This is a genomic window from Salinibacterium sp. (assembly GCF_031364185.1).
Lineage (GTDB): Bacteria > Actinomycetota > Actinomycetes > Actinomycetales > Microbacteriaceae > Rhodoglobus.
The window spans coordinates 1-20,819 of record NZ_JANLVV010000198.1 but is presented as its reverse complement, the minus strand read 5'-3'; the positions used below and the strand labels follow the sequence as shown (position 1 = coordinate 20,819).

The following is a 20,819-nucleotide window of genomic DNA, read 5'->3' as shown; positions in this document are numbered from 1 at the left end:
ATCAGCGACCGGCGCGCACCGGACACGTCGTCGAATTCGGCCAGGTCGACGACGATCGCGTCGTTGCAATGGTCGCTCTTGCCCGGCATGAGAGCGACTTGCCCGGAGAATGCCGCGTAGTGATCAGGGTCGGGGATGACCGGATCGGTGAGATCGTGCAGCATCCTGATCGTGGGCAGCGGCGCCCGGTGAGATCGACAGTGGTGTCGCGGGAGTCGGCGATTATCTGGGCCCGACAGGCCCTCCGGGAAGCGACCAGGGATGGTCTCGTCTCGGCCGGACACGCCGTGCCGGACACAGTATTGCTCGCGCCGATGCTCCGGCTGCACAACACAGATCTCGATTCTGGGCCGTCGACGGCAGTCGCCTTCGCTGCGGACGCGGATGGGCCGGTGGTCATCGACCTCGTCGCGCATGGGCCTCACGCCGTGGTTGGTGGCACCACGGGCAGCGGTAAGAGCGAGTTGTTGATTTCGTGGGTGCTTGCACTCGCGGCCCGCAATCCACCCGGTCGCATCAACTTCCTGCTCATGGACTTCAAAGGCGGCTCTGCTTTCGATTCCCTCACGCGACTTCCTCACACGGTCGGTGTCATCACCGACCTGGACGCCACCGAAGCAGCCAGGGCGCTCGCGAGCCTGCGGGCCGAACTCACATTCCGCGAGCGGATGCTGGCGGCGACGGGTGCCCGCGACATCCGTCAACTCCCTGCCGATGGACCAGGGAGCATGCCGAGGCTGGTGATCGTGGCAGACGAGTTTGCCGCCATGCTCGCCGATCACCCCGACCTTCATCCACTGTTTGCGGATATCGCCTCGCGAGGGCGCTCCCTCGGGGTGCATGTGATCCTGTGTACGCAGCGGCCAGCGGGAATTGTGCGGGATGGAGTTCTCGCCAACACCGATCTGCGAATCTCACTGCGGGTCAATAACCGCGCCGACAGCTCGGCGGTGATTGGTACCGATGTAGCCGCACGCCTTCCCGCGAGCGCCCTGGGTCGCGGCATGGTGGCGCGCGCGGGCGACGAGCCCAGGCTCGTGCAGTTCGCCATCGCGAGCCCGCAGGATGTGGAGGCCGTGGCACAGGCCTGGGGTGACGAGCCCGCACCGCGCAGACCGTGGTGCGAGCCGTTGCCGCTACGGGTGAGTCGCCACGGGCTCGTCGGAGCCGAAGGCGAGGTCGCGTTCGGTTTAGCGGATGTGCCGCAGGAGCAGCGCCGATCAACAGCGGGATGGGATGCTGCGCGCGATGGCCACGTCATGATCCTCGGTGCTGCACGCAGCGGAAAGTCGACAGCTCTGGCCGCGATCGCCCTCACTGGCATTCTGGTCCCGTCAGACGTGGTCGGTGCGTGGGACGTGGTCGAGGGGCTTGACACCGCGAGGGACGTCGTTGTGGCCATTGACGATCTCGATTCGCTGTTGGCTCGGTTTCCGCTCGACTATCGTGACGCATTCGCGGCCCGCCTGGGGGTGCTCCTGCGGGATGGTCCGGCACGGGGAATGAGCATAGTTCTTGCGGCCCAGCGGTTGACCGCAGATATTAATCCCCTCGCGAGCCTGGTTCCTGCCCGGCTGATGCTGCGTCATGCGCACAAATCCGATTTTGTTCTGGCGGGAGCTGACAGCGCGGACTACGACCCCGCTCTGCCGCCCGGCGGTGGAACATGGCGCGGCAACCGCGTGCAGGTAGTGAACGACCCTGAGCCATTATGTGCCACCCCCGCGGCGGCGATCCCCGCAGCGTCAGGGGACCGACCCTGGGCAATCGTTACCTCGCGTGTCACGACCCTCAGGGGGCTGCTGGATGCCGCGGGTCTCGAGGTGATGTCGCTAGCGGAGTTGGTTCCGGGCGAAGCCGAGACCGATCTGCGCGGCGGCCGCGTGATTCTCGGCGACGTCGAGCAATGGCAGTCCCGCTGGGGGTTCCTGCCCACCCTGAGACCGGTAGCTGAGATCATGTTTGATCGCTGCACGATCGCCGATTACCGAGCCCTCACTCGGTCGAGGGACCTGCCCCCACCGCTTACCGGCCTGACCGGCGTCGTGTGGCGCGACGACGAATCCGGTGCGACCAAAGTAAGGCTGCCATTCGCTGCTGTCTGACGGCCGAGGTCAGAGAAGAACCGAGGCGATGGGTGTGTGTTGGATGCCGTGAGCTTCGGCGACCTGCAAGTTCACCACTGCCCCCGCGAAGGTGTTCAGCCCGAGAGCCAGGGCCGCGTCTGCGCGAAGTGCGTCCTTCCAGCCGAGGTTCGCGATCGACCTGACGTAGGGCAATGTCGCGTTCGTCAGGGCGAAAGTGGATGTGTTCGCCACGGCCCCCGGCATGTTGGCAACGCAATAGAACAGCGAGCCGTGGACGGTGAAAGTGGGGTCAGCGTGGGTCGTCGGGCGGGTGTCCGCGAAGCAGCCGCCCTGGTCAACCGCGATGTCGACGAGCACGCTGCCGGGCTTCATCCGTGACACCAGGTCATTGCTGACAAGTTTCGGTGCCTTGGCACCGGGCACGAGTACAGAGCCGATGACCAGGTCGGCAGTCAGAAGCGCCCGCTCAATCTCGAAGCTGTTAGAGGCGATGGTCTTGATTCTGCCGGCGTACTGGGCGTCCAGTTCGCGGAGTCGCTGGATGTTTGTGTCGAGCACGGTCACGTCTGCGCCAAGACCTACCGCCACCGAGACGGCGTTGGTGCCTGCTACCCCACCGCCGAGAACCACGACCTGAGCCGGGTGGGTACCGGGAACGCCGGGCACCAGCAGCCCGGGGCCGCCGTTGGGTTTCATCATGGCATTGGCGCCGACGATGGGAGCGAGCCTGCCTGCCACTTCGCTCATGGGGGCAAGCAGCGGCAGCGCTCGGGTGGGCAACTGGACCGTCTCGTAGGCGATCGCCGTGACGGATGAGCGCACCAGGGCCGCAGTGAGCTCGGGTTCGGCGGCAAGGTGCAGGTACGTGAACAGTAGCAAGTCGTCCCGAAAGTGCCCGTATTCGGACGCGACCGGCTCCTTGACTTTCAGGAGCAGCTCTGCCGAGCCCCAGGTGGTGGTCGCATCCGGTGAGATGGATGCACCGGCGGCGCGGTAGGCATCGTCGGCAATCGACGAGCCAAGGCCGGCGCCGGTTTCCACGAGCACCTCGTGGCCGTGAGACACAAGATCGTGCACTCCCGCCGGAGTAATTGCGACGCGAAACTCGTTGTTCTTGATTTCCCTGGGGACAGCCACTCTCATGCGCCCAGCGTAGTAGCGAAGCGTGGCGTTAACTAGTCCTGACCATTGATTCCGCACAGAATCGACCATTTTGATGCTGATTTCGTGAAATTTATGTTACGAAATAGGCCCTTTGCCCTTTGGGGGCTGTGACTGGCGGGCGTCGTGTGCGAGTATCGAGCAACGCGCGAAGGAGTTGCACCCGATGACATCACTGCCGAAGTCACTTCCCGAGGATCCGATCATCCGCCAGCTTGTGGCCCAGGCGAGGAGATCGCAGTTGAGCCGGCGCCATCTTCTGCAGGGTGCTGGTATTGGTGCGACAGCGATGGCGCTCGCGGCGTGCGCGCCTGCGGGTGGCAGCGCCCCCAAGCCCGCCGTGGATGTGTCAGACGCTGACAAGACTCTGACCTGGTCGAACTGGCCCGCCTATATCGACGAAAACGATGATGGGGGATACCCCACGCTCATCAACTTCCAGGACACGCTCGGCATCACCGTCGACTACAAGATCGACATCGACGACAACAACACCTACTACGGCACCATCAAGGATCAGCTGGCCCTCGGCCAGGCCACCGGAGCTGACACGTTCTGCCTTACCGAGTGGATGGTCGCCCGACTCATCCGGTTCAAGTACGTCCAGGAACTGGATGCCGCCAACATCCCGAACAAGTCCAATCTCGCGCCGGCACTGCTAAACCCAGACTTCGACCCGGGTCGCATGATGTCTCTGCCATGGCAAAACGGATTCGCAGGGATTGCGTGGAACACCGAAGAGCTTCCCGCGGGGCTGAAGAACGTCGAAGACCTTTGGGATGTCAGTCTCAAGGGCAAAGTGACCGTGCTCAGCGAGATGCGCGACACCATGGGTCTTCTCATGCTGGCGGACGGCGTTGACATTTCATCGGGCGATTGGGGGATGGATGAGTTCTCGAAGGCCATCGCCGTTCTCGAGAAGCAGGTGACCTCGGGCCAAATCTCAGGCATCAAGGGCAACGAATACATGCAGGACTTCGTGTCGGGTGACGCGATCGCCGCGATTGCCTGGTCCGGTGACATCACCGTGCTCAACGCCGAGGCGGGATTCGAGAAGTGGAAATTCGCGCTCCCGGATTCGGGCGGCACTCTGTGGGGCGACACCTTTGTCGTGCCGATGGGATCGCCACGGAAGAAGAACGCCGAAACCCTCATGAACTACTACTACGAGCCCGAAGTTGCGGCAGAGGTTGCGGCGTGGGTCAACTACATCACTCCCGTTGTCGGAGCAAAGGAAGTTGCTGCCGAGAAATACCCCGAAGTTGCAGACAACCAGCTGATCTTCCCTGACGAGGACACGCTCAGCAACTCGCACATCTTCCGCACTCTCGACTCCGCTGACGACCAGGCGTTCAATGCCGAGTTCCAGCGCGTCAAGCTTGGTGCCTGATGGCGCAAAGCGCCTTCGCTGAGGCGGGTGCCGATCTCGAACTGGTCGGGATCAATAAGCGCTTTCCCGGTTTCACCGCCATCGACGATCTCGACCTGCGCATCCCGGCCGGCTCGTTCTTTGCCCTCCTCGGCCCGTCCGGGTGTGGCAAGACCACGACATTGCGACTCGTGGCAGGGCTCGAACAGCCGACGGCCGGACGCATCCTGATCGGCGGCAAGGATGTCACCGACACGAAGTCGTTCAGGCGACCCGTGAATACCGTTTTCCAGAGCTACGCGCTATTCCCACACATGACCGTGCTCGAGAATGTCGCGTTCGGCCTTCGCCGTCGCGGCATCGGTGATGCACTCGGGAAGGCACACGAGGCTCTTCGACTGGTCGAGCTGGATCACCTCGCGGTTCGCAAGCCACAGCAGCTCTCCGGCGGCCAGCAGCAGCGAGTCGCCCTCGCCCGAGCCGTGGTCAATCGCCCGGCCCTTCTGTTGCTGGATGAGCCGCTCGGCGCACTCGACCTGAAGCTGCGCCGCCAGATGCAGCTCGAACTCAAGTCGATCCAGAACGAGGTTGGCCTCACCTTCCTGCATGTCACGCACGATCAGGAGGAGGCCATGACCATGGCCGACACCGTTGCGGTGATGAATAAGGGACGCATCGAGCAGATGGGTGCTCCTGAGGAACTCTATGAGTTGCCACGCACCGCATTCGTCGCCAACTTTCTCGGCCAGTCGAACCTGTTCACCGGCCCCGTCACCTCAAGCGTCGGCAGCTCGATCGTGGTCGACATCGGGGGAGTCAAGCTCGAAGTACCCCAGGATCGGGCGCAGCGCCACACCGGCGAGGTGACGATCGGCGTCCGTCCTGAAAAACTCATCCTGCACACCGTTGCCCCGAGCCGGAACTCGGGCACCAACGTGCTCGGCCCGGGTCGGGTAACCGATGTCTCGTTCAGCGGTGTTAGCACCCAGTATCAGATCGCCGTGCCTGGCCTGGGGCTCATCACCGTGTTCGCGCAGAATATGGTGTTCGGTCCGGTCGCCAATGTCGGCTCGCAGGCATGGGTGTCGTGGAACATCGAGCACGGTTTCGGTCTCGCCGACGAGCCCGAGTATGCCCCCAAGTTCTCTGCCGACACCGACACGGCAACCATCGCCATGCAGACCAGGCATGAGCTTCTCGCGGAGATCGAGGAGAGCTAGTGGCGTTCGCAGCGTTCGGGTCGAGTGCGACCCCCACAGAGCATGCGCCGAGACGGAAGTCGCCGGTGGCCATCATCCTGCTCCTGCCAGGCCTCGCCTATCTCGCTCTGTTCTTTCTCACACCACTGGTGTCGTTGGTCCTAACCTCCCTCCAGGCGCCCGTCGAGTTCGGTGACGTGGGGCAGTACCAGGCGGCTGTCAAGATCGAGAACTACGCGGCGGTCATCGGCGCCTACTGGCCGCATTTCCTCCGAGCGTTCGGCTACGCGATTGCGGCGACCTTCTTTGCGCTGGTCATCAGCTATCCGCTGGCCTACTTCATCGGGGTGAAGGCGCGACCGTGGCCGCTACTGCAGGCGCTGATGCTGACGCTGGTCATTGCCCCGTTCTTCATTTCATTCCTGCTCAGGACCCTCGCGTGGAAGCAATTGATGTCGGATGATTCGGGGATCGTATCGCTCCTGAAGGCGCTCACGATCCTCCCGGCCGACGGCCACCTCACCGGCACGGCATTTTCGGTGATCTTCGGGCTGACGTACAACTTCATCCCCTTCATGACACTTCCGATCTACACAACACTCGAACGACTGGACACCCGATACCTCGAGGCCGGTTCCGACCTCTACGCCAGCCCGGTCTCGACGTTCTGGCGCGTCACGATACCGCTGTCGCTTCCCGGAATCGTCTCGGGAACGCTGCTCACGTTCATTCCGGCATCCGGTGATTACATCAATGCCAGCGCCAGTTTTCTCGGATCAGCGCAAACCCAGATGGTCGGTAATGTCATTGAGACACAGTTCATTTCGTTGCTGAACTATCCACAGGCGTCCGCCCTGTCGGTGCTTCTGATGGGGCTCATCCTGTTGATTGTCGGCATCTACGTTAAGCGTTCGGGCACGGAGGACCTGCTGTGAAGCTCTCGCTGGGTAAGTGGCTCCTTCCGTTATACAGCGCGCTTGCACTGGTTTTCCTGCTCGTGCCGATCGTGTATACCTTCGTGTTCTCCTTCAACGATTCGGTCAAATCGAATATCGTCTGGGTCGGATTCACCCTGGACAACTGGACCAACGTCTGCAACGCGCAGGGCGTCTGTGCGGCCTTCGTGACGAGCATCTTCGTCGGCGTTGTCGCCACCGTGATCGCCACGGTGCTGGGGACGCTCATGGCTATCGCCCTCGTGCGATTCAGGTTCCGAGGCCGGTCGGCCGTGAGCCTGCTGCTGTTTCTGCCCATGGCGACGCCCGAGGTTGTGCTCGGCGCGGGGCTCGCTGCTCAGTTTCTCAGCGCGGGCGTTCCGAAGGGCCTCGGAACGATCATTGTCGCCCACGCTTTGTTCTGCCTCAGCTTCGTGGTGGTGACGGTGAAGGCCCGTGTGGCCAGCCTGGACCCTGCACTCGAAGAGGCTGGTCGAGACCTGTATGGTTCGTCAGCGCAGGTATTCATGAAGATCACACTGCCCCTGCTGCTGCCCGGGATCACCGCGGCCGCGCTGCTGTCGTTCGCCCTCAGCTTCGACGACTTCATCATTACTCGCTTCAATAATGGCGGCGTGGAGACGTTCCCGGTGTTCGTGTACACGGCGGCGGCGAAGGGGATGCCACCCGAGGCCAACGTCATTGCGTCGGTTGTCTTTCTCTTCGCGCTGATACTGGTGATCGTCAGCCAGCTCACCGCGGCCGCCCGGCGAAAGCGGTTCGCGACCCATTCCTGACCGGGGCTGTTAGCCGGAGCTGGCGATGGCATCAGCCACGCGCAATGCGCCGACCCGAGCGCCGCCGCCGAGCACCTGTTCAGTGGTGGCTGCGATGACCGATGCCGTGGCTTCGGCATCCAGCGCACCGGTCGAGGCCAGTAGTGCCAGCCCCACAGCGATTGAGGCGCGCGTGCTGCCGTCGATGACTTTGAGCGCAACGGCGCTGCCGTTCGGGGCCAATGCCACGAACACGCCCTCCGCACCATTCTTGGCGACCACGCCCAGTTCATCGATTGCGGTAGCGATCGCAGGGGAGTCCAAAGCCCACGCGTGCGCCCGCACTGTCGCGACCAGGCGGGCGCCATCGGGGTCGTCGAGAAGCCGCGCCATCGACCGGGCCAGCCCCAATAACGTCACGGTGAATACAGGGGCACCGCAGCCGTCAACACCGACGCGCTCGACAGGCTCGCCAGTGAACTCCTCGACCGTGGCGCGGATCACGAGCTGGAGAGGATGTGCCGGATCGAGATAGCTGGAGGTGGGCCAGTCGTTACGCACACAGGCGAGCAGGAAGGCGGCGTGCTTGCCAGAGCAGTTCATCGTGATGCGTCGTCGCGTCGTGGCCTGGTGACGGGTCGCGGCATCCAGCGGAAAATCGGGCGGACACTGCAGCGATTCACGGCCGAGCCCAGCACGCTCGAGAATCAGCTCAACCACCGCGATGTGGCGATCGGTGCCCTGGTGGCTCGCGGCGGCCAGCACCAGCTGCTCGCCGTCAAGACGCACCCCGAGTCGCAGTAGGGTCAGCGCCTGCAGAAACTTTAGTGTCGATCGACCAAACACCAGCTCCGAGCTGTCCCCGAGCTCGCGAAGGACTGACCCGTCCGCTGCGACCACGATGGCCGCGCCGAGGTGGCGTGATTCGATCATTCCCGATCGTTCGAGCACCGCAAGTTCCACGATCCCCTCTGTGCCGAGGGGGCTCGTCGACTCAGGAGCCGTCACAGGCTTGCGAATGCGTCGTCGATAACGCCGATCGCCTCGCGCAACAGTTCGTCACTGATCGCCAGACTCGGCAGGAACCGGATCACGTTGCCGAATGTTCCCGCAGATAACAGGATCACGCCGTGGCGCGCGGCATAGGCCGTCACCGCGGCCACTGCCGCCGGATTCGGTTCCAGGGAACCGTGCTGCACCAATTCAATCGCGATCATCGCTCCAATGCCGCGAACGTCGCCGATGATCTGGTGCTTGAGCGCGAGTGCGCGCAGAGCAGGCTTCAGGATTGATTCGATGCGGGATGCCTCTGCCAGCAGGTTTCGACGCTCGATCTCACCGAACACGGCGATGGCCGCGGCGGCCGCGACCGGGTTTCCCGCAAAGGTCCCCCCCAGGCCACCGGGATGCGGGGCATCCATAATCTCGGCTCGACCGGTGACCGCCGAAATCGGCAGCCCACCCGCGATGCCTTTCGCGGAGATCACCATGTCGGGCTCAAGCCCGAAATGCTCGCTTGCAAAATACTTTCCCGTTCTGGCCATACCGCTCTGGACCTCGTCGGCGATGAAGACCACACCATTGGCCGTGCACCAGTGCTGCAAGGCCACGAGGTACCCGTCCGCCGGAACGACGAAACCCCCTTCGCCCTGGATGGGCTCGGCGACCACACACGCCAGGTCTGAGGCTCCGACCGATTTCTCCAGATAGGTGATTGTGCGGGCCGCGGCTTCGGCCCCGCTGAGCCCGTCGCGGAAGGGATACGATCCGGGCGCATGGAAGATCGAGGGGGCAAAGGGGCCAAAACCGGTCTTGTACGGCATTGCCTTGAAGGTCATCGCCATCGTGAGATTGGTACGACCGTGGTACGCGTGATCGAGCACGGCGACACCGGAGCGCCTCGTAAATAGTCGTGCGATCTTCACCGCGTTCTCGACCGCCTCGGCACCCGAATTCAGCAATACGCTCTTCTTGGGGAAGTCGCCCGGCGTGTGTTCGGCGAGCAGTTCGGCCACCCGAACATATGCCTCATACGGGGTAATGGTGAACATCGCATGGGTCAGCAGTTCGAGCTGCTCCGCGGCCGCGGCCACTACGGCCTCATCGGTATGACCGATGGTCATCACGCCGATGCCGGCGCCAAGATCAATGAAGTGGTTGCCGTCGACATCCACCACGATTGCGCCGTGCGCCCGTTCGGCAAAGATCGGCAGCGCCGATGCCACTCCCGCCGCCACAACGGCTAAGCGACGCTGCTGCAGGGCGATCGATTTCGGACCGGGAATCGCCGTCACAATCCTGCGCTCCTGAACGATGGAAGTCGCGGTCGCGGTCATGGTGTCAGTCATAATATGTCGAGCCTACGTGCAGTAAACCCACGTGGCTACGGAGGTTCGAATGCTGAATCAGGATCATCACTACGCCGTGCGCGTGGAGTGGACCGGGAACACCGGGACGGGCACGACCGGCTACCGTGACTACGGCAGGGACAACCTGGTGACGGCGCAGGGAAACCCCCCGATCATGGGCTCGGCTGACGGGCCGTTTCGGGGATCACCCGAGCGGTGGAATCCCGAACAGCTGTTACTCGCCGCCCTCAGCCAGTGCCATATGCTCAGCTACCTTCACGTGGCGGTCAAGCACGGACTCGTCGTGACCTCCTACCACGACGATGCCACCGGCACGATGCAACAGGTGGGTGAGGGTGGGCACTTCACTTCCGTCACCCTGAGGCCGGCCGTGACTCTCGGTTCCGGCAATCCCGAGGTAGCTCAAGCCATTCACGCCGAGGCGAGCGCGCTGTGTTTTATCGCGAATTCGGTCAACTTTCCCGTGCTCCACGAGCCGCGGGCGATCCTCGAACGGTGACTGTTGACAATTCGCTCAGGAAAACTGCGCAAGGATTGTCTCAGGCTTACGACCAGAAAGGTGCCATCGTGCGCATCGCAACATCCATGCTCATCACCGCCGGGCTCGTCGTCACACTCGCGGCGTGCTCACCTGCTTCGCCGGATGCCGGGTCGGCAGACTGCACCCCGACACCATCAGGAAAGATCTCTGATGCCGTCAAGGTGACGGGCGACTTCGGCAGCAAGCCGACCGTCGTGTTCGATTCACCCACATCGGCGAAATCTACCGAACGCTCTGTGGCAATCAAGGGCGACGGTGATACGGCGCTCGAGGGCGATACCGTCTCTGTGCAGTTTTCGATTTTCAACGGTGCCACGGGCGACAGCATCCCGGGCACCGATTACACGGATGCCACACTCACGCCGTTCCCACTCACGAGCGACCTGCTCCCCGGGTTCGTGAAGACGCTGCAGTGCTCCACCGTCGGGTCACGTGTTGTCGGCGTCATTCCTCCCGTCGACAGTTTCGGCGAAGCCGGTTCCACCGCATCGGGTATCGAGCCAGGACAGGACATCATCCTGGTCGCCGACATCGTATCGATCGAAGCCGCCACCCCATCGGCTGCTCCTGCCGATCCGCCGCTGCCGAAGGCCAACGGTACGGACCAGCCTGCGACCGAGGGGTTCCCGACCGTCGTACTCGCTGACGATGGTCGCCCGACGGTCACCATCACCGACGCGGCGCCCCCCACCGAACTGAAGATCGCCCTGCTGAAGAAGGGTGACGGAGCGGTGGTGCCGGCGGCCTCTGACGTCATCGTGCACTACGAGGGCATCAACTGGAACACGAAAAAGATCTTCGATGAGAGCTGGGCTCGCGGAAAGCCTTCCCCGTTCAACACCGCGCAGGTGATCTCGGGCTTCACGAAGGCGTTGGAGGGCCAGACCGTGGGCTCTCAGGTCATCGTGATCATCCCACCGGCTGATGGCTATGGTGCTGCAGGACAACCTGACGCCGGGATCGGTGGCACCGACACCCTCGTGTTCGTGGTCGACATCCTGGGTCTCGGCTAGGAACGAGGCATGCGCCGGGTTATCATTCTGGGTTCGACCGGGTCGATCGGAACCCAGGCCCTCGATGTCATCGCTGCCAATTCCGACCTGTTCGAGGTGGTCGGGCTTGCCGCGGGCAGCAATCGCGCGGCGATGATGGCACAGGCGGCGTCGTTCGGCGTCGAGCACACGGCGGTGGGGGTCGACGAGGCTTGCGAGCTGGTTCGGGATGTCCCGGCCGACGTCATCCTCAATGGAATTACCGGCTCCGTGGGCCTGGCACCCACGCTCGCGGCGCTGAAGTCAGGTGCGATCCTCGCCCTGGCGAATAAGGAAAGCCTGATTGTGGGCGGCGATCTCGTCACGGCGCTCGCCAGCCCCGGCCAGATTGTCCCCGTCGACTCCGAGCATTCCGCGATCGCGCAGGCGTTGCGCTCTGGCAAGCCCAGTGAGGTGCGCCGGCTGGTGTTGACGGCATCCGGTGGTCCGTTCCGCGGTCGCACCCGTGAGTCGCTGCGTGAGGTGACGCCGGGCGAGGCGCTCGCGCATCCCACCTGGAACATGGGCCTCGTGGTGACGACGAACTCGGCCACCCTCGTCAATAAGGGGCTCGAGGTCATCGAGGCACACATTCTCTTCGATGTGCCCTACGACCGGATCGACGTGACGGTGCACCCTCAGTCGATCGTGCACTCGATGGTCGAGTTTAGCGACGGGTCGACAATCGCCCAGGCGAGCCCACCCGATATGCGACTGCCGATATCGCTGGGCCTTGACTGGCCGAACCGTATTGCTGGCGTGGGTTCGCCGCTCGACTGGACCACCTCCAGCACCTGGAGTTTCGAACCGCTCGACGACGAGGTGTTTCCCGCGGTGACGTTCGCGAAGCAGGTGGGGGAGGCAGGTTCGACGTTCCCCGCCGTGTTTAACGCGTCCAACGAGCAGGCCGTGCTCGCTTTTCACGCCGGCCGCATTGGCTATCTTGACATTCTCGACACGGTCAGGGCTGTTGTCGACGCTCATGAGCCGCAGGGTTCGAGCCTCGAGGCCGTCTACGCGGCGGAGGGCTGGGCGCGTGAGCACGCAGAGAAAGTCCTGGCGACCGCTCGCTAGTCGTCTTTACCCGGCTTGCCCGGTTTATCGGGCTTACCCGGTTTATCGGTGTTTGAGGGAGTCGGCTCGGTCTCGTCGTCGGATGCCTGCTCGCTGATGAGCAGATCCAGGTCAGCGCGAACCAGGTCGATCGCCGCGCTGATGCTGTCGAAGCGGGCCTGGTCGACGGTGCCCCTCGCGAATTCGTCGAGCAGCGTGGCCTGCAGTTCGTCGAGTCGGGCTAGGGCGGATTCGGGATCACCCGATGCCGCGGCATCCGTCACGCTGAGCACCTTCGTCTGCAGGGTCGCCACCGTGTCCGACGTGTACGTCGTGTCGGGTGACGCCGCGCACCCCGCGAGGAGCACGCACATTCCGATCACGATGGCCGCTGCGCGCCGCATCACGGCTCCACACTTTTTTGTAATTGCTCGAGGTGCGAACCCAGGTCGCCGTCAACGACGGGGTACGTGACGGCGGTGGTGTCGCTTGGGCTGGTCGTGCCGACAGTCGCGTCGCCGTCCTGCCCGGGACGCAGCGACCAGAGCCCGACGGCTGCCACCGCCACGATGACGAGAGCGATGCCGAGAGCAGCGACGACGGCAATCACTCGGCCGCGAACCCGAGGCCGTGTCACTCGAGTCTCAGCCTCGTCGGGCGGTGGCGAGCCGAAAAGTACGGTTGGGGCAGTTTCTGCCGCCATCGCGACCGTGGGGATGTCGGTGCTCGCGTGTCCCGCCACGCCCGGCGCCGCGACGGGAAGCACGAGGGTGGCCTCGGGTCCGGCCAGCTGGCGCAGTCTCCGCGCCAACTCCTCGGCGGTCGGGCGGGCGGCGGCGTCGCGGGAGGTTCCCGAACGCAGGAGCTCGGCCCATGCCGGGCCGAATTCGTTCGGTATTGCCGGGTCTCGGTTCAGTCGAGCCACTGTCGATTCCACGGCGCTGCCGGGAAACGCGCGTTCGCCGGTGAGACCCTCCAGTAGGGATAATGCCAGCGAGTAAATGTCGGTGGGCGCGCCGACCGCCCGTCCTTCGGCCTGTTCGGGGCTCAGGTAGCTTGCGGTTCCGATGAGGGATCCGGTGGCGGTGAGGTGCGTCGAGTCGATGAGCCTGGCAATACCGAAATCCGCGAGTTTTGCATGAGTGGGGTTCGAGTCGCTGGCGCCGTTTACGAGGAGAATGTTCGCGGGCTTAACATCGCGGTGCACGACACCCCTGCCGTGGATGTAGGCGAGTGCCCCGGCGATATCGGCTCCGATGAGAGCAGCAGCTCTCGCGTCGAGAGGCCCGGACTGCATGCGCACCCTGAGATCCATCCCGTCGACATATTCCATGACGAGCACGCTGTCGTCTCCGTCGCCCACGGCGTCGAACAGCGTGACGAGCCCTGGGTGGTTGAGGCTCGCGAGCAGGCTGGTTTCTTCACTCTGGCGCCGGGCATCCAGCGCATGGGCCAGTCCGGCGTGGAAAATCTTGATCGCGACGGATCGACCGAGCGATTCATCGTCCGCCCGATACACCGAGGCCATGCCGCCGCGCCCGAGGAGCTCTTGGAGGCGGTAGCGCCCTGCAACGATTCGCTCGACGGGAGTCGAATACTCGACGGTCGCTTCGTCGTCAGCTATTCCCACACCAGCCATCGTAACCATCCCGACGCGTGCACACCGGGGAGGCATAACCCGCACACAGCGCGCTACCGAGATCGCGACGCTAACATGAGCCCGTGGAAACCGTTCTGTTGTACATCCTTGGCGTTGTGGTCATCGTTGTGGGGATTGCTGTCTCCATCGGACTCCACGAAGTCGGCCACCTCGTGCCGGCGAAACTCTTCGGCGTACGAGTAAGCCAGTACATGATCGGGTTCGGCCCCACTCTTTTCTCGCGCAGGCGAGGGGAGACCGAATACGGTCTCAAGGCGATACCGCTCGGTGGATACATCTCGATGGCGGGCATGTTCCCGCCAGCGAAAGACGGCGAAAAGGCGCGCACGGCCACGACGGGGGTGATGCAAAGCCTCGTTCAGGATGCCCGTACCTCCAGCGCCGACGCCATGGTCGCCACCGATGAGGCCACTGGTGCGCAGACTCTCATTGACGAGAAACGCGCCTTTTACCGGCTGCCGGTCCACAAACGCGTGATCATCATGCTGGGTGGACCGTTCATGAACCTCGTCATCGCGGTGGTGCTCTACGCCGTGCTGCTGTGCGGGTTTGGCCTGGCCCAATCCAGTACCACGGTGGGAAGCGTGTCGAAATGTGTGCTTCCCGCCACCAGCCAGCAGCAGGAATGCGGCACAAACTCGTCACCTGCTCCGGGACTCGCTGCCGGTCTGAAACCCGGCGACCGGATCATCAGCATGGATAGCAGGCCCATCACCAGTTGGGCACAGGCGACCGGGATTATCCGCAGCTCGGCCTCGAAGGATCTAACCATAGTGGTCGAGCGCGACGGTTCCGAGCTCACTCTCACCGCATCCCCGCTCCTGACCGAGCGCTACGTCTACGACGCGCAGGGTGCCGTGTCGAAAGACGATACTGGCGCATCCGTCACCGAGCAGGTCGGCTTTCTCGGGATCGGCTCGGCCACCGAGGTGGTGCAGCAGCCCATCACGGCCGTGCTGCCTGCGGTCGGTGACAATATCTCGCGGGTGGCCCACCTCATCCTGAACCTACCGCAACGCATGATCGACGTCGTCAACGCGGCATTCGGACCCGATGAGCGTGACCCCAATGGCCCGATCAGCGTCGTCGGCGTGGGGCGACTTGCCGGCGAGATCACGAGCCTGAATACCATTCCGATCATCGAGCGTGCCTCTGCACTGGTAGGGCTGGTCGCCTCGTTGAACGTCGCCCTGATGGTCTTCAACCTCGTGCCCTTGATGCCGCTGGATGGCGGGCATGTCGCGGGTGCGCTGTTCGAGGGCATCCGCCGGTTTCTCGCGAAGCTGTTCGGCAGAAAGGATCCAGGTCCGGTCGATACGGCAAAGATCATTCCCCTTACTTTCGTCGTTGCCTCGCTCCTTATCGTGATGAGCGCAATCCTGATCTACGCAGACATCGTCAAGCCGATCTCAATTCTCTAGGCAAGGTGTCTGGAGCCCGTTCGCCGTCGGCGCAAGCCCCCCGTGTGACGACCGCGCCCGCGTAAGCTGGCCTGGTGCCAGCAATCAATCTCGGTATGCCGAAGGTTCCCGAAGTCCTCACTCCCCGTCGCAAGACCCGTCAGATCATGGTGGGCAAGGTGGGAGTCGGCAGTGACTCCCAGGTGAGCGTCCAGTCCATGACAACGACGCAGACCACCAACATCAACGCGACTCTGCAACAAATTGCCGAACTCACGGCCACCGGGTGTGACATCGTGCGCGTCGCCGTTCCCCATCAGGACGACGCCGATGTGCTGCACATCATTGCGGCCAAGAGCCAGCTTCCGGTGATCGCTGACATCCATTTTCAGCCGCGCTATGTGTTCACGGCGATCGACGCGGGTGTCGGCGCGGTGCGCGTCAACCCCGGGAACATCCGCAAGTTCGACGATCAGGTGGGCAAGATCGCGGCGGCCGCCAAGGCCGCCGGGGTGAGCATCAGGATCGGCGTCAATGCGGGATCCCTCGAGCCGAGCATCCTGCAAAAATATGGCAAGGCCACCCCGGAGGCTCTCGTCGAGAGTGCCGTGTGGGAGGCGGGCCTGTTTGAGGAACACGACTTCCACGACTTCAAGATTTCGGTCAAGCACAACGATCCGGTGATCATGGTCAAGGCCTACCGACAGCTCGCCGAGCGCGGTGACTGGCCGCTTCACCTCGGCGTGACCGAAGCCGGCCCCGAATTCCAGGGCACGATCAAGAGCGCAACGGCATTCGGCATCCTGCTGTCTGAGGGGATCGGCGACACTATCCGGGTCTCGCTTTCGGCCCCGCCCGTGCAGGAAGTGAAGGTGGGCCTGCAGATCCTGCAGTCGCTCAACCTCCGCGAACGAAAGCTCGAGATCGTGTCGTGTCCGAGTTGCGGGCGCGCACAGGTCGACGTGTACCAGCTCGCCAACGATGTCACGGCCGGGCTTGAGAAGATGACCGTTCCCCTGCGTGTTGCGGTGATGGGATGCGTCGTGAATGGCCCAGGGGAAGCCCGTGAGGCCGACCTCGGCGTTGCCAGCGGTAACGGACGGGGCCAGATCTTCGTCAAGGGCGAGGTCATCAAGACGGTCCCGGAGGCCGACATCGTCGCCACCCTCATCGAGGAGGCCAATCGGCTCGCGGCCGAGATGCCGCCGGGAGCCGTGGGCGCGCCACTGGTCACGACCAGCTGATCGCGCCGGGGAAAGCCCCCCAGACACAGCTCAGGTGCAGTTGAGGTGGTCGGTGTGCGCGCCGGTAAAGTGGGCTGGTGTCTACTCGCCTTTCGCAGCTTTTTGTCCGTACCCTCCGCGAAGATCCCGTCGATGCTGAGGTCGCCAGCCATCGACTGCTGGTGCGCGCGGGCTACATTCGTCGGCAGGCCCCTGGGGTGTTCGCCTGGCTGCCCCTCGGCCTGAAGGTGCGACGCAAGATCGAATCGATCATCCGGGAGGAGCTTGAGGCATTCGGCGCCCAGGAGGTGTTGTTTCCCGGGCTTCTTCCGCGCGAGCCATACGAGACGACCAATCGCTGGACCGAGTATGGCGACGGCCTCTTTCGGCTGAAAGACCGTAAGGGTGCGGACTACCTGCTGGCCCCGACGCACGAGGAGGTTTTCACACTTCTCGTGAAAGATCTGTACTCGAGCTATAAAGACCTGCCGTTGGCGCTCTACCAGATCCAGGATAAATACCGTGACGAGGCTCGCCCCCGTGCCGGGCTGCTGCGCGGTCGCGAGTTCACCATGAAAGACAGCTACTCGTTCGACTACACCGATGCCGGTCTGGATGTGTCATACCAACAGCATCGGGATGCTTATGAGCGTATCTTCCAGCGCCTCGGTCTCGAATACGTGATCGTGAAAGCCGACGCCGGCGCGATGGGCGGCTCGAAAAGCGAGGAGTTCCTGCACCCCACGCCGGTTGGTGAAGATACTTTCGTGCGCTCGGCGGAAGGATATGCGGCTAATGTCGAGGCGTTCACCACACCCGCTCCAGCGGCGCGATCGTTCGAGAGCCTCACCCCGGCCGAGGTGCTCGACACCCCGGATACCCCCACGATCGCGACGCTGGTTGACGTGGCGAACCGCAGGCATCCGAGACCGGATGGTCGTGCCTGGACGGCGGCGGACACCCTTAAAAACATCGTCCTTGCGCTTACGGCGCTTGACGGAACCCGGGAAATCGTGGTCGTCGGGCTGCCCGGTGACCGGGATGTCGACCTCAAGCGCGCGGAGGTGGCTTTTGCTCCCGCCGCTGTCGACGCCGCCAACGAGGCGGATTTTGCGAAGCATCCCGGCCTCGTGAAGGGCTACATCGGCCCCTGGACCGAGCGGGGAGCGGTGCTCGGTGGCACCGCCGACGGCGAAGCGGCCAGGTCCACGACGGGCATTAGATTCCTGCTCGACCCGAGGGTGTCTGATGGCACGGGCTGGATTACGGGCGCCAACGAACACGGCAGGCACGTGTTTGGGCTGGTCGCGGGTCGTGACTTCGCCGGCGACGGAATTGTCGAAGTCGCTTCGGTCCTCGCGGGGGACCCTGCCCCCGACGGCTCCGGACCGGTCGAGCTGGCGCGCGGTATGGAGATCGGCCATGTATTCCAGCTGGGGCGCAAGTATGCCGAGGCTCTCGGGCTGAAAGTACTCGACGAGAATGGCAAACTCGTCACCGTCACGATGGGCTCGTACGGCATCGGCGTGACCCGCATCCTGGCGGTGATCGCAGAGAGTAACAACGATGGCAAGGGGCTCATCTGGCCGAAGAACGTTTCTCCGTTCGACGTGCATGTGGTGGTCGCGGGCAAGGATGCCAGCGTCATGGCGATCGGTGAAGTGCTGGTCGGAACACTTGAGGCCAGTGGATTCGACGTGCTGTTCGACGACCGGCCGAAAGTCTCGCCCGGCGTCAAATTCGGCGATGCGGAACTGCTCGGTGTTCCCCTCATCGTCGTCGTCGGTCGCGACGCGGCCGAGGGCAACGTCGAACTGTGGAACCGCGCCAGTGGCGAGCGCATCACCGTGGGCATCGACGAGTTGGGTGCCGCCCTGGTGGCACAGGGATGACCAGCACCCTGCCGGCCGCCGACCTGGCCCGTGCGCAGGCACTCCTGACGACGATCGGCGACGCCTTTGCCGCCAAAGTGGTGGGGCAGTCGAGCCTGAAGCGAAGCCTCCTCATAGGCCTTCTCACGGGCGGTCACGTGCTGCTGGAGAGCGTGCCGGGGCTTGCCAAGACGACGGCGGCCCAGGCCATCTCCGATGCGGTCAATGGTTCGTTCACACGCATCCAGTGCACCCCCGATCTGTTGCCCAGCGACATCATCGGAACCCAGATCTTCGACTACACCCGCCAGGTTTTTGAGACACAGCTTGGCCCCGTGCATGCCAACTTCGTACTGCTCGACGAAATCAACCGCTCGAGTGCGAAAACCCAGAGTGCGATGCTCGAGGCCATGCAGGAACGCCAGACATCGATCGGGGGCACTGTCTACCCGCTGCCGACGCCGTTTCTCGTCCTGGCCACGCAGAACCCGATCGAGCAGGAGGGCACGTATCACCTGCCCGAGGCCCAACTGGATCGATTCCTGCTCAAGGAGGTGCTCGACTACCCCGAATTCGCCGAAGAAATCGAGATTATCGGCAGGATCGATGCGGGGGTGTACGAGAAGGATGCACCGCCAGGCCCGTCGGTCACCATCGACGACGTGCTATTTCTGCAGGGTGCGGTCAGGAACGTCTTCATCGACGCATCCATCGTCAATTACATCGTCTCTGCTGTGTACATCACGCGCCATGCCTCCACCTACATCTCGCAGGTACTGGCGGACGGCATTGAGTATGGCGCGAGCCCGAGGGCGAGCATCGCGTTCAGCCGGGCGGCGCGGGCTTTGGCGCTGTTGCAGGGTCGCGACCATGTGATACCGGAGGATGTCAAAGAGCTCAGGCACGTCGTACTGAGGCACCGCATCATCCTGAACTTCGAAGCGATTGCCGACAATATCTCGCCCGAGATGGTCATCGACGCAATCTTCGAGTCGGTGAAGGCGCCCTGAGTGGTGAGCGGCGAGCGCAACGTGGATAGCCTCCTGAGGCGTGTCAAGACAAAGCTGTCGATTCATGCGCATCGGAAAGTGCGCGGACTGATCGAGGGCGAGTATCGCTCCGTCTTCCACGGCCGCAGCATGGATTTTGACGACCTTCGCCCGTACGTTCCCGGCGACGAGCTCAAAGACATCGACTGGAAGGCCACGGCCCGCCACGGCTCGCCGCTCACCAAACGCTATATTGCCTCCCGCAAGCACACGTTGGTGTTGGTGGTCGATACCGGCCGCGACATGGCCGCGCTCGCCGAGAGTGGGGAAGTCAAACGCGACCTCGCAATTCTCGCGGCGGGCACGGCCGGCTACATCGCCATTCGCCATGGAGACAGGGTCGCTTTGGTCACCGGCACGACCGAGTCCACCCACTTCATGGCCCCGGAGCTGACGGAATCGCACCTCGAGCGTGTGTTGCAGCGCATCCACTCATCGACCAGTCTCGGCGGCGAGGCGAGTAATCTGGCCAACCAGCTTGGGTATGTCGCGCGCACGTTTCGGCGCAGGATGATCGTGATGGTGATCGCGGACGACCGGCCCATTACGGCAGCCGAACAGCGACTCGTAAAACGGCTCTCCGTTCAGCACGAGATACTGTGGCTTACCATCGCTGACGCGGACCTCATGCGATCGGACTGGGCGGGCAGCGGGATGTACGACGTGGCGGATTCTGTGCAGCTGCCGAGTTTTGTGCGGGAGGACGCGGCGCTCAGGGTCGCGTTTGGAAGCACGATCACCGCGGCAGCCGTGACATCGGAAGAGCTGTTCGACAGCCTCACGATCTCGAGCCGCCGGATCACTTCTTCAGCCGGAGTAGTCCCCGGGCTGTTCCGGTTGCTGGAGGCGCATAAACATGCCAGACGGTAGCGAGTTCTTGCCCCCGGTGCCATACCAGCCTTTGTGGGGCATCATCGGATGTGCGCTGCTACTCGCGGTGGCCGCGTGGTACGTGTTCCTGTTCGTCTCGACGCGGGCGAGCCGCGTGCCCCAGCGGGTCTCGGAGCAGGTCGATCTAACGACTGCACGCACCACGGAGTCGGTGCGCACCCATTACCTCCAGCTCATCGACGAGACGCGTATCGCCCATGCGAG

At 63.5% G+C, this 20,819-nt stretch carries 18 protein-coding genes and 1 pseudogene; 14 read left to right on the top strand and 5 right to left on the bottom strand.

The genetic code is table 11. From position 1 onward, the window contains the following. Positions 1-2,105, top strand: a 2,105-nt coding sequence (locus RMN95_RS08545; protein WP_309616508.1) for an FtsK/SpoIIIE domain-containing protein, incomplete at its 5' end; no start/stop codon positions are given. A 9-nt stretch (positions 2,106-2,114) separates the two neighbouring features. Here RMN95_RS08545 and ald read toward each other — a convergent pair. Next, positions 2,115-3,230 (bottom strand): alanine dehydrogenase, encoded by a 1,116-nt coding sequence (gene ald, locus RMN95_RS08540; RefSeq protein WP_309616507.1) that lies wholly within the window; start codon positions 3,228-3,230, stop codon positions 2,115-2,117. Positions 3,231-3,414: 184 nt separating this feature from the next. On the opposite strand from ald, the gene RMN95_RS08535 reads away from it, so the two are divergent. From RMN95_RS08535 to RMN95_RS08520, 4 genes are read left to right on the top strand one after another with little or no spacing between them, the layout of a single operon-like run. Further along, positions 3,415-4,638: a spermidine/putrescine ABC transporter substrate-binding protein gene (locus tag RMN95_RS08535; RefSeq protein ID WP_309616506.1), complete on the top strand. Its 1,224-nt coding sequence runs from the start codon at positions 3,415-3,417 to the stop codon at positions 4,636-4,638. Further along, a complete protein-coding gene (locus tag RMN95_RS08530; protein ID WP_309616505.1) occupies positions 4,638-5,837 on the top strand; it encodes an ABC transporter ATP-binding protein in 1,200 nt (399 codons plus the stop codon). Before RMN95_RS08535 ends, RMN95_RS08530 begins: the two co-directional genes overlap by 1 nt. After that, complete coding sequence (locus RMN95_RS08525) at positions 5,837-6,751, top strand: ABC transporter permease (protein WP_309616504.1); 915 nt, start codon at positions 5,837-5,839, stop codon at positions 6,749-6,751. Before RMN95_RS08530 ends, RMN95_RS08525 begins: the two co-directional genes overlap by 1 nt. Further along, the gene (locus RMN95_RS08520) at positions 6,748-7,548 is read left to right on the top strand and encodes an ABC transporter permease (RefSeq protein WP_309616503.1); all 801 of its coding nucleotides are present in this window, start codon (positions 6,748-6,750) and stop codon (positions 7,546-7,548) included. Before RMN95_RS08525 ends, RMN95_RS08520 begins: the two co-directional genes overlap by 4 nt. A 9-nt stretch (positions 7,549-7,557) precedes the next feature. Here RMN95_RS08520 and RMN95_RS08515 read toward each other — a convergent pair whose 3' ends face one another. Beyond that, the gene (locus RMN95_RS08515) at positions 7,558-8,535 is read right to left on the bottom strand and encodes an asparaginase (RefSeq protein WP_309616502.1); all 978 of its coding nucleotides are present in this window, start codon (positions 8,533-8,535) and stop codon (positions 7,558-7,560) included. Beyond that, positions 8,532-9,875, bottom strand: a complete 1,344-nt coding sequence (gene gabT / locus RMN95_RS08510) for a 4-aminobutyrate--2-oxoglutarate transaminase (protein ID WP_309616501.1) — start codon at positions 9,873-9,875, stop codon at positions 8,532-8,534. The genes RMN95_RS08515 and gabT overlap by 4 nt, the downstream gene beginning before the upstream one ends. A gap of 49 nt (positions 9,876-9,924) precedes the next feature. Between gabT and RMN95_RS08505 the strand changes: the two genes are divergently transcribed. The 3 genes from RMN95_RS08505 (at position 9,925) to dxr (ending at position 12,542) form a co-directional block, all read left to right on the top strand. Beyond that, on the top strand, positions 9,925-10,395 hold the full coding sequence (locus RMN95_RS08505; RefSeq protein WP_309616500.1) for an OsmC family protein: 471 nt from the start codon (positions 9,925-9,927) through the stop codon (positions 10,393-10,395). 68 nt (positions 10,396-10,463) lie between these two features. Further along, entirely contained in the window at positions 10,464-11,450 is a 987-nt protein-coding gene (locus RMN95_RS08500) for an FKBP-type peptidyl-prolyl cis-trans isomerase (protein WP_309616499.1), read from the top strand. A 9-nt stretch (positions 11,451-11,459) separates the two neighbouring features. Next, positions 11,460-12,542, top strand: a complete 1,083-nt coding sequence (dxr, locus tag RMN95_RS08495) for a 1-deoxy-D-xylulose-5-phosphate reductoisomerase (protein WP_309616498.1) — start codon at positions 11,460-11,462, stop codon at positions 12,540-12,542. Here the strand turns inward: dxr and RMN95_RS08490 are convergent. Together RMN95_RS08490 and RMN95_RS08485 are read right to left on the bottom strand one after the other, a co-directional pair. Then, positions 12,539-12,928 (bottom strand): hypothetical protein, encoded by a 390-nt coding sequence (locus RMN95_RS08490; protein WP_309616497.1) that lies wholly within the window; start codon positions 12,926-12,928, stop codon positions 12,539-12,541. The two genes, dxr and RMN95_RS08490, sit on opposite strands and share 4 nt — an antisense overlap. Next, complete coding sequence (locus RMN95_RS08485; RefSeq protein WP_309616496.1) at positions 12,925-14,151, bottom strand: serine/threonine-protein kinase; 1,227 nt, start codon at positions 14,149-14,151, stop codon at positions 12,925-12,927. Before RMN95_RS08485 ends, RMN95_RS08490 begins: the two co-directional genes overlap by 4 nt. A 92-nt stretch (positions 14,152-14,243) precedes the next feature. On the opposite strand from RMN95_RS08485, the gene RMN95_RS08480 reads away from it, so the two are divergent. The 6 genes and pseudogenes from RMN95_RS08480 to RMN95_RS08455 all read left to right on the top strand — a co-directional run. After that, a complete protein-coding gene (locus RMN95_RS08480) occupies positions 14,244-15,602 on the top strand; it encodes a site-2 protease family protein (RefSeq protein ID WP_309616495.1) in 1,359 nt (452 codons plus the stop codon). Positions 15,603-15,676: 74 nt separating this feature from the next. Then, positions 15,677-16,825 (top strand): flavodoxin-dependent (E)-4-hydroxy-3-methylbut-2-enyl-diphosphate synthase, encoded by a 1,149-nt coding sequence (gene ispG, locus RMN95_RS08475; RefSeq protein WP_309616494.1) that lies wholly within the window; start codon positions 15,677-15,679, stop codon positions 16,823-16,825. A 77-nt stretch (positions 16,826-16,902) separates the two neighbouring features. After that, entirely contained in the window at positions 16,903-18,696 is a 1,794-nt protein-coding gene (locus tag RMN95_RS08470; RefSeq protein ID WP_309616493.1) for a proline--tRNA ligase, read from the top strand. Next, the gene (locus RMN95_RS08465; protein ID WP_309616492.1) at positions 18,693-19,685 is read left to right on the top strand and encodes a MoxR family ATPase; all 993 of its coding nucleotides are present in this window, start codon (positions 18,693-18,695) and stop codon (positions 19,683-19,685) included. Before RMN95_RS08470 ends, RMN95_RS08465 begins: the two co-directional genes overlap by 4 nt. 78 nt (positions 19,686-19,763) lie before the next feature. Continuing rightward, complete coding sequence (locus tag RMN95_RS08460; protein WP_309616491.1) at positions 19,764-20,594, top strand: DUF58 domain-containing protein; 831 nt, start codon at positions 19,764-19,766, stop codon at positions 20,592-20,594. Then, a pseudogene (locus RMN95_RS08455) lies at positions 20,581-20,819 on the top strand (hypothetical protein); the annotation flags it as partial. The gene RMN95_RS08460 and the pseudogene RMN95_RS08455, both read left to right, overlap by 14 nt.

What these genes read in the sequence shown, in the direction of transcription:
- dxr (WP_309616498.1), top strand. Translation starts at nt 11,460, where the DNA reads ATGCGCCGGGTTATCATTCTGGGTTCGACCGGGTCGATCGGAACCCAG.
- ald (WP_309616507.1), bottom strand. Translation starts at nt 3,230, where the DNA reads ATGAGAGTGGCTGTCCCCAGGGAAATCAAGAACAACGAGTTTCGCGTC.
- RMN95_RS08530 (WP_309616505.1), top strand. Translation starts at nt 4,638, where the DNA reads ATGGCGCAAAGCGCCTTCGCTGAGGCGGGTGCCGATCTCGAACTGGTC.
- gabT (WP_309616501.1), bottom strand. Translation starts at nt 9,875, where the DNA reads ATGACTGACACCATGACCGCGACCGCGACTTCCATCGTTCAGGAGCGC.
- RMN95_RS08535 (WP_309616506.1), top strand. Translation starts at nt 3,415, where the DNA reads ATGACATCACTGCCGAAGTCACTTCCCGAGGATCCGATCATCCGCCAG.
- RMN95_RS08465 (WP_309616492.1), top strand. Translation starts at nt 18,693, where the DNA reads ATGACCAGCACCCTGCCGGCCGCCGACCTGGCCCGTGCGCAGGCACTC.
- RMN95_RS08505 (WP_309616500.1), top strand. Translation starts at nt 9,925, where the DNA reads ATGCTGAATCAGGATCATCACTACGCCGTGCGCGTGGAGTGGACCGGG.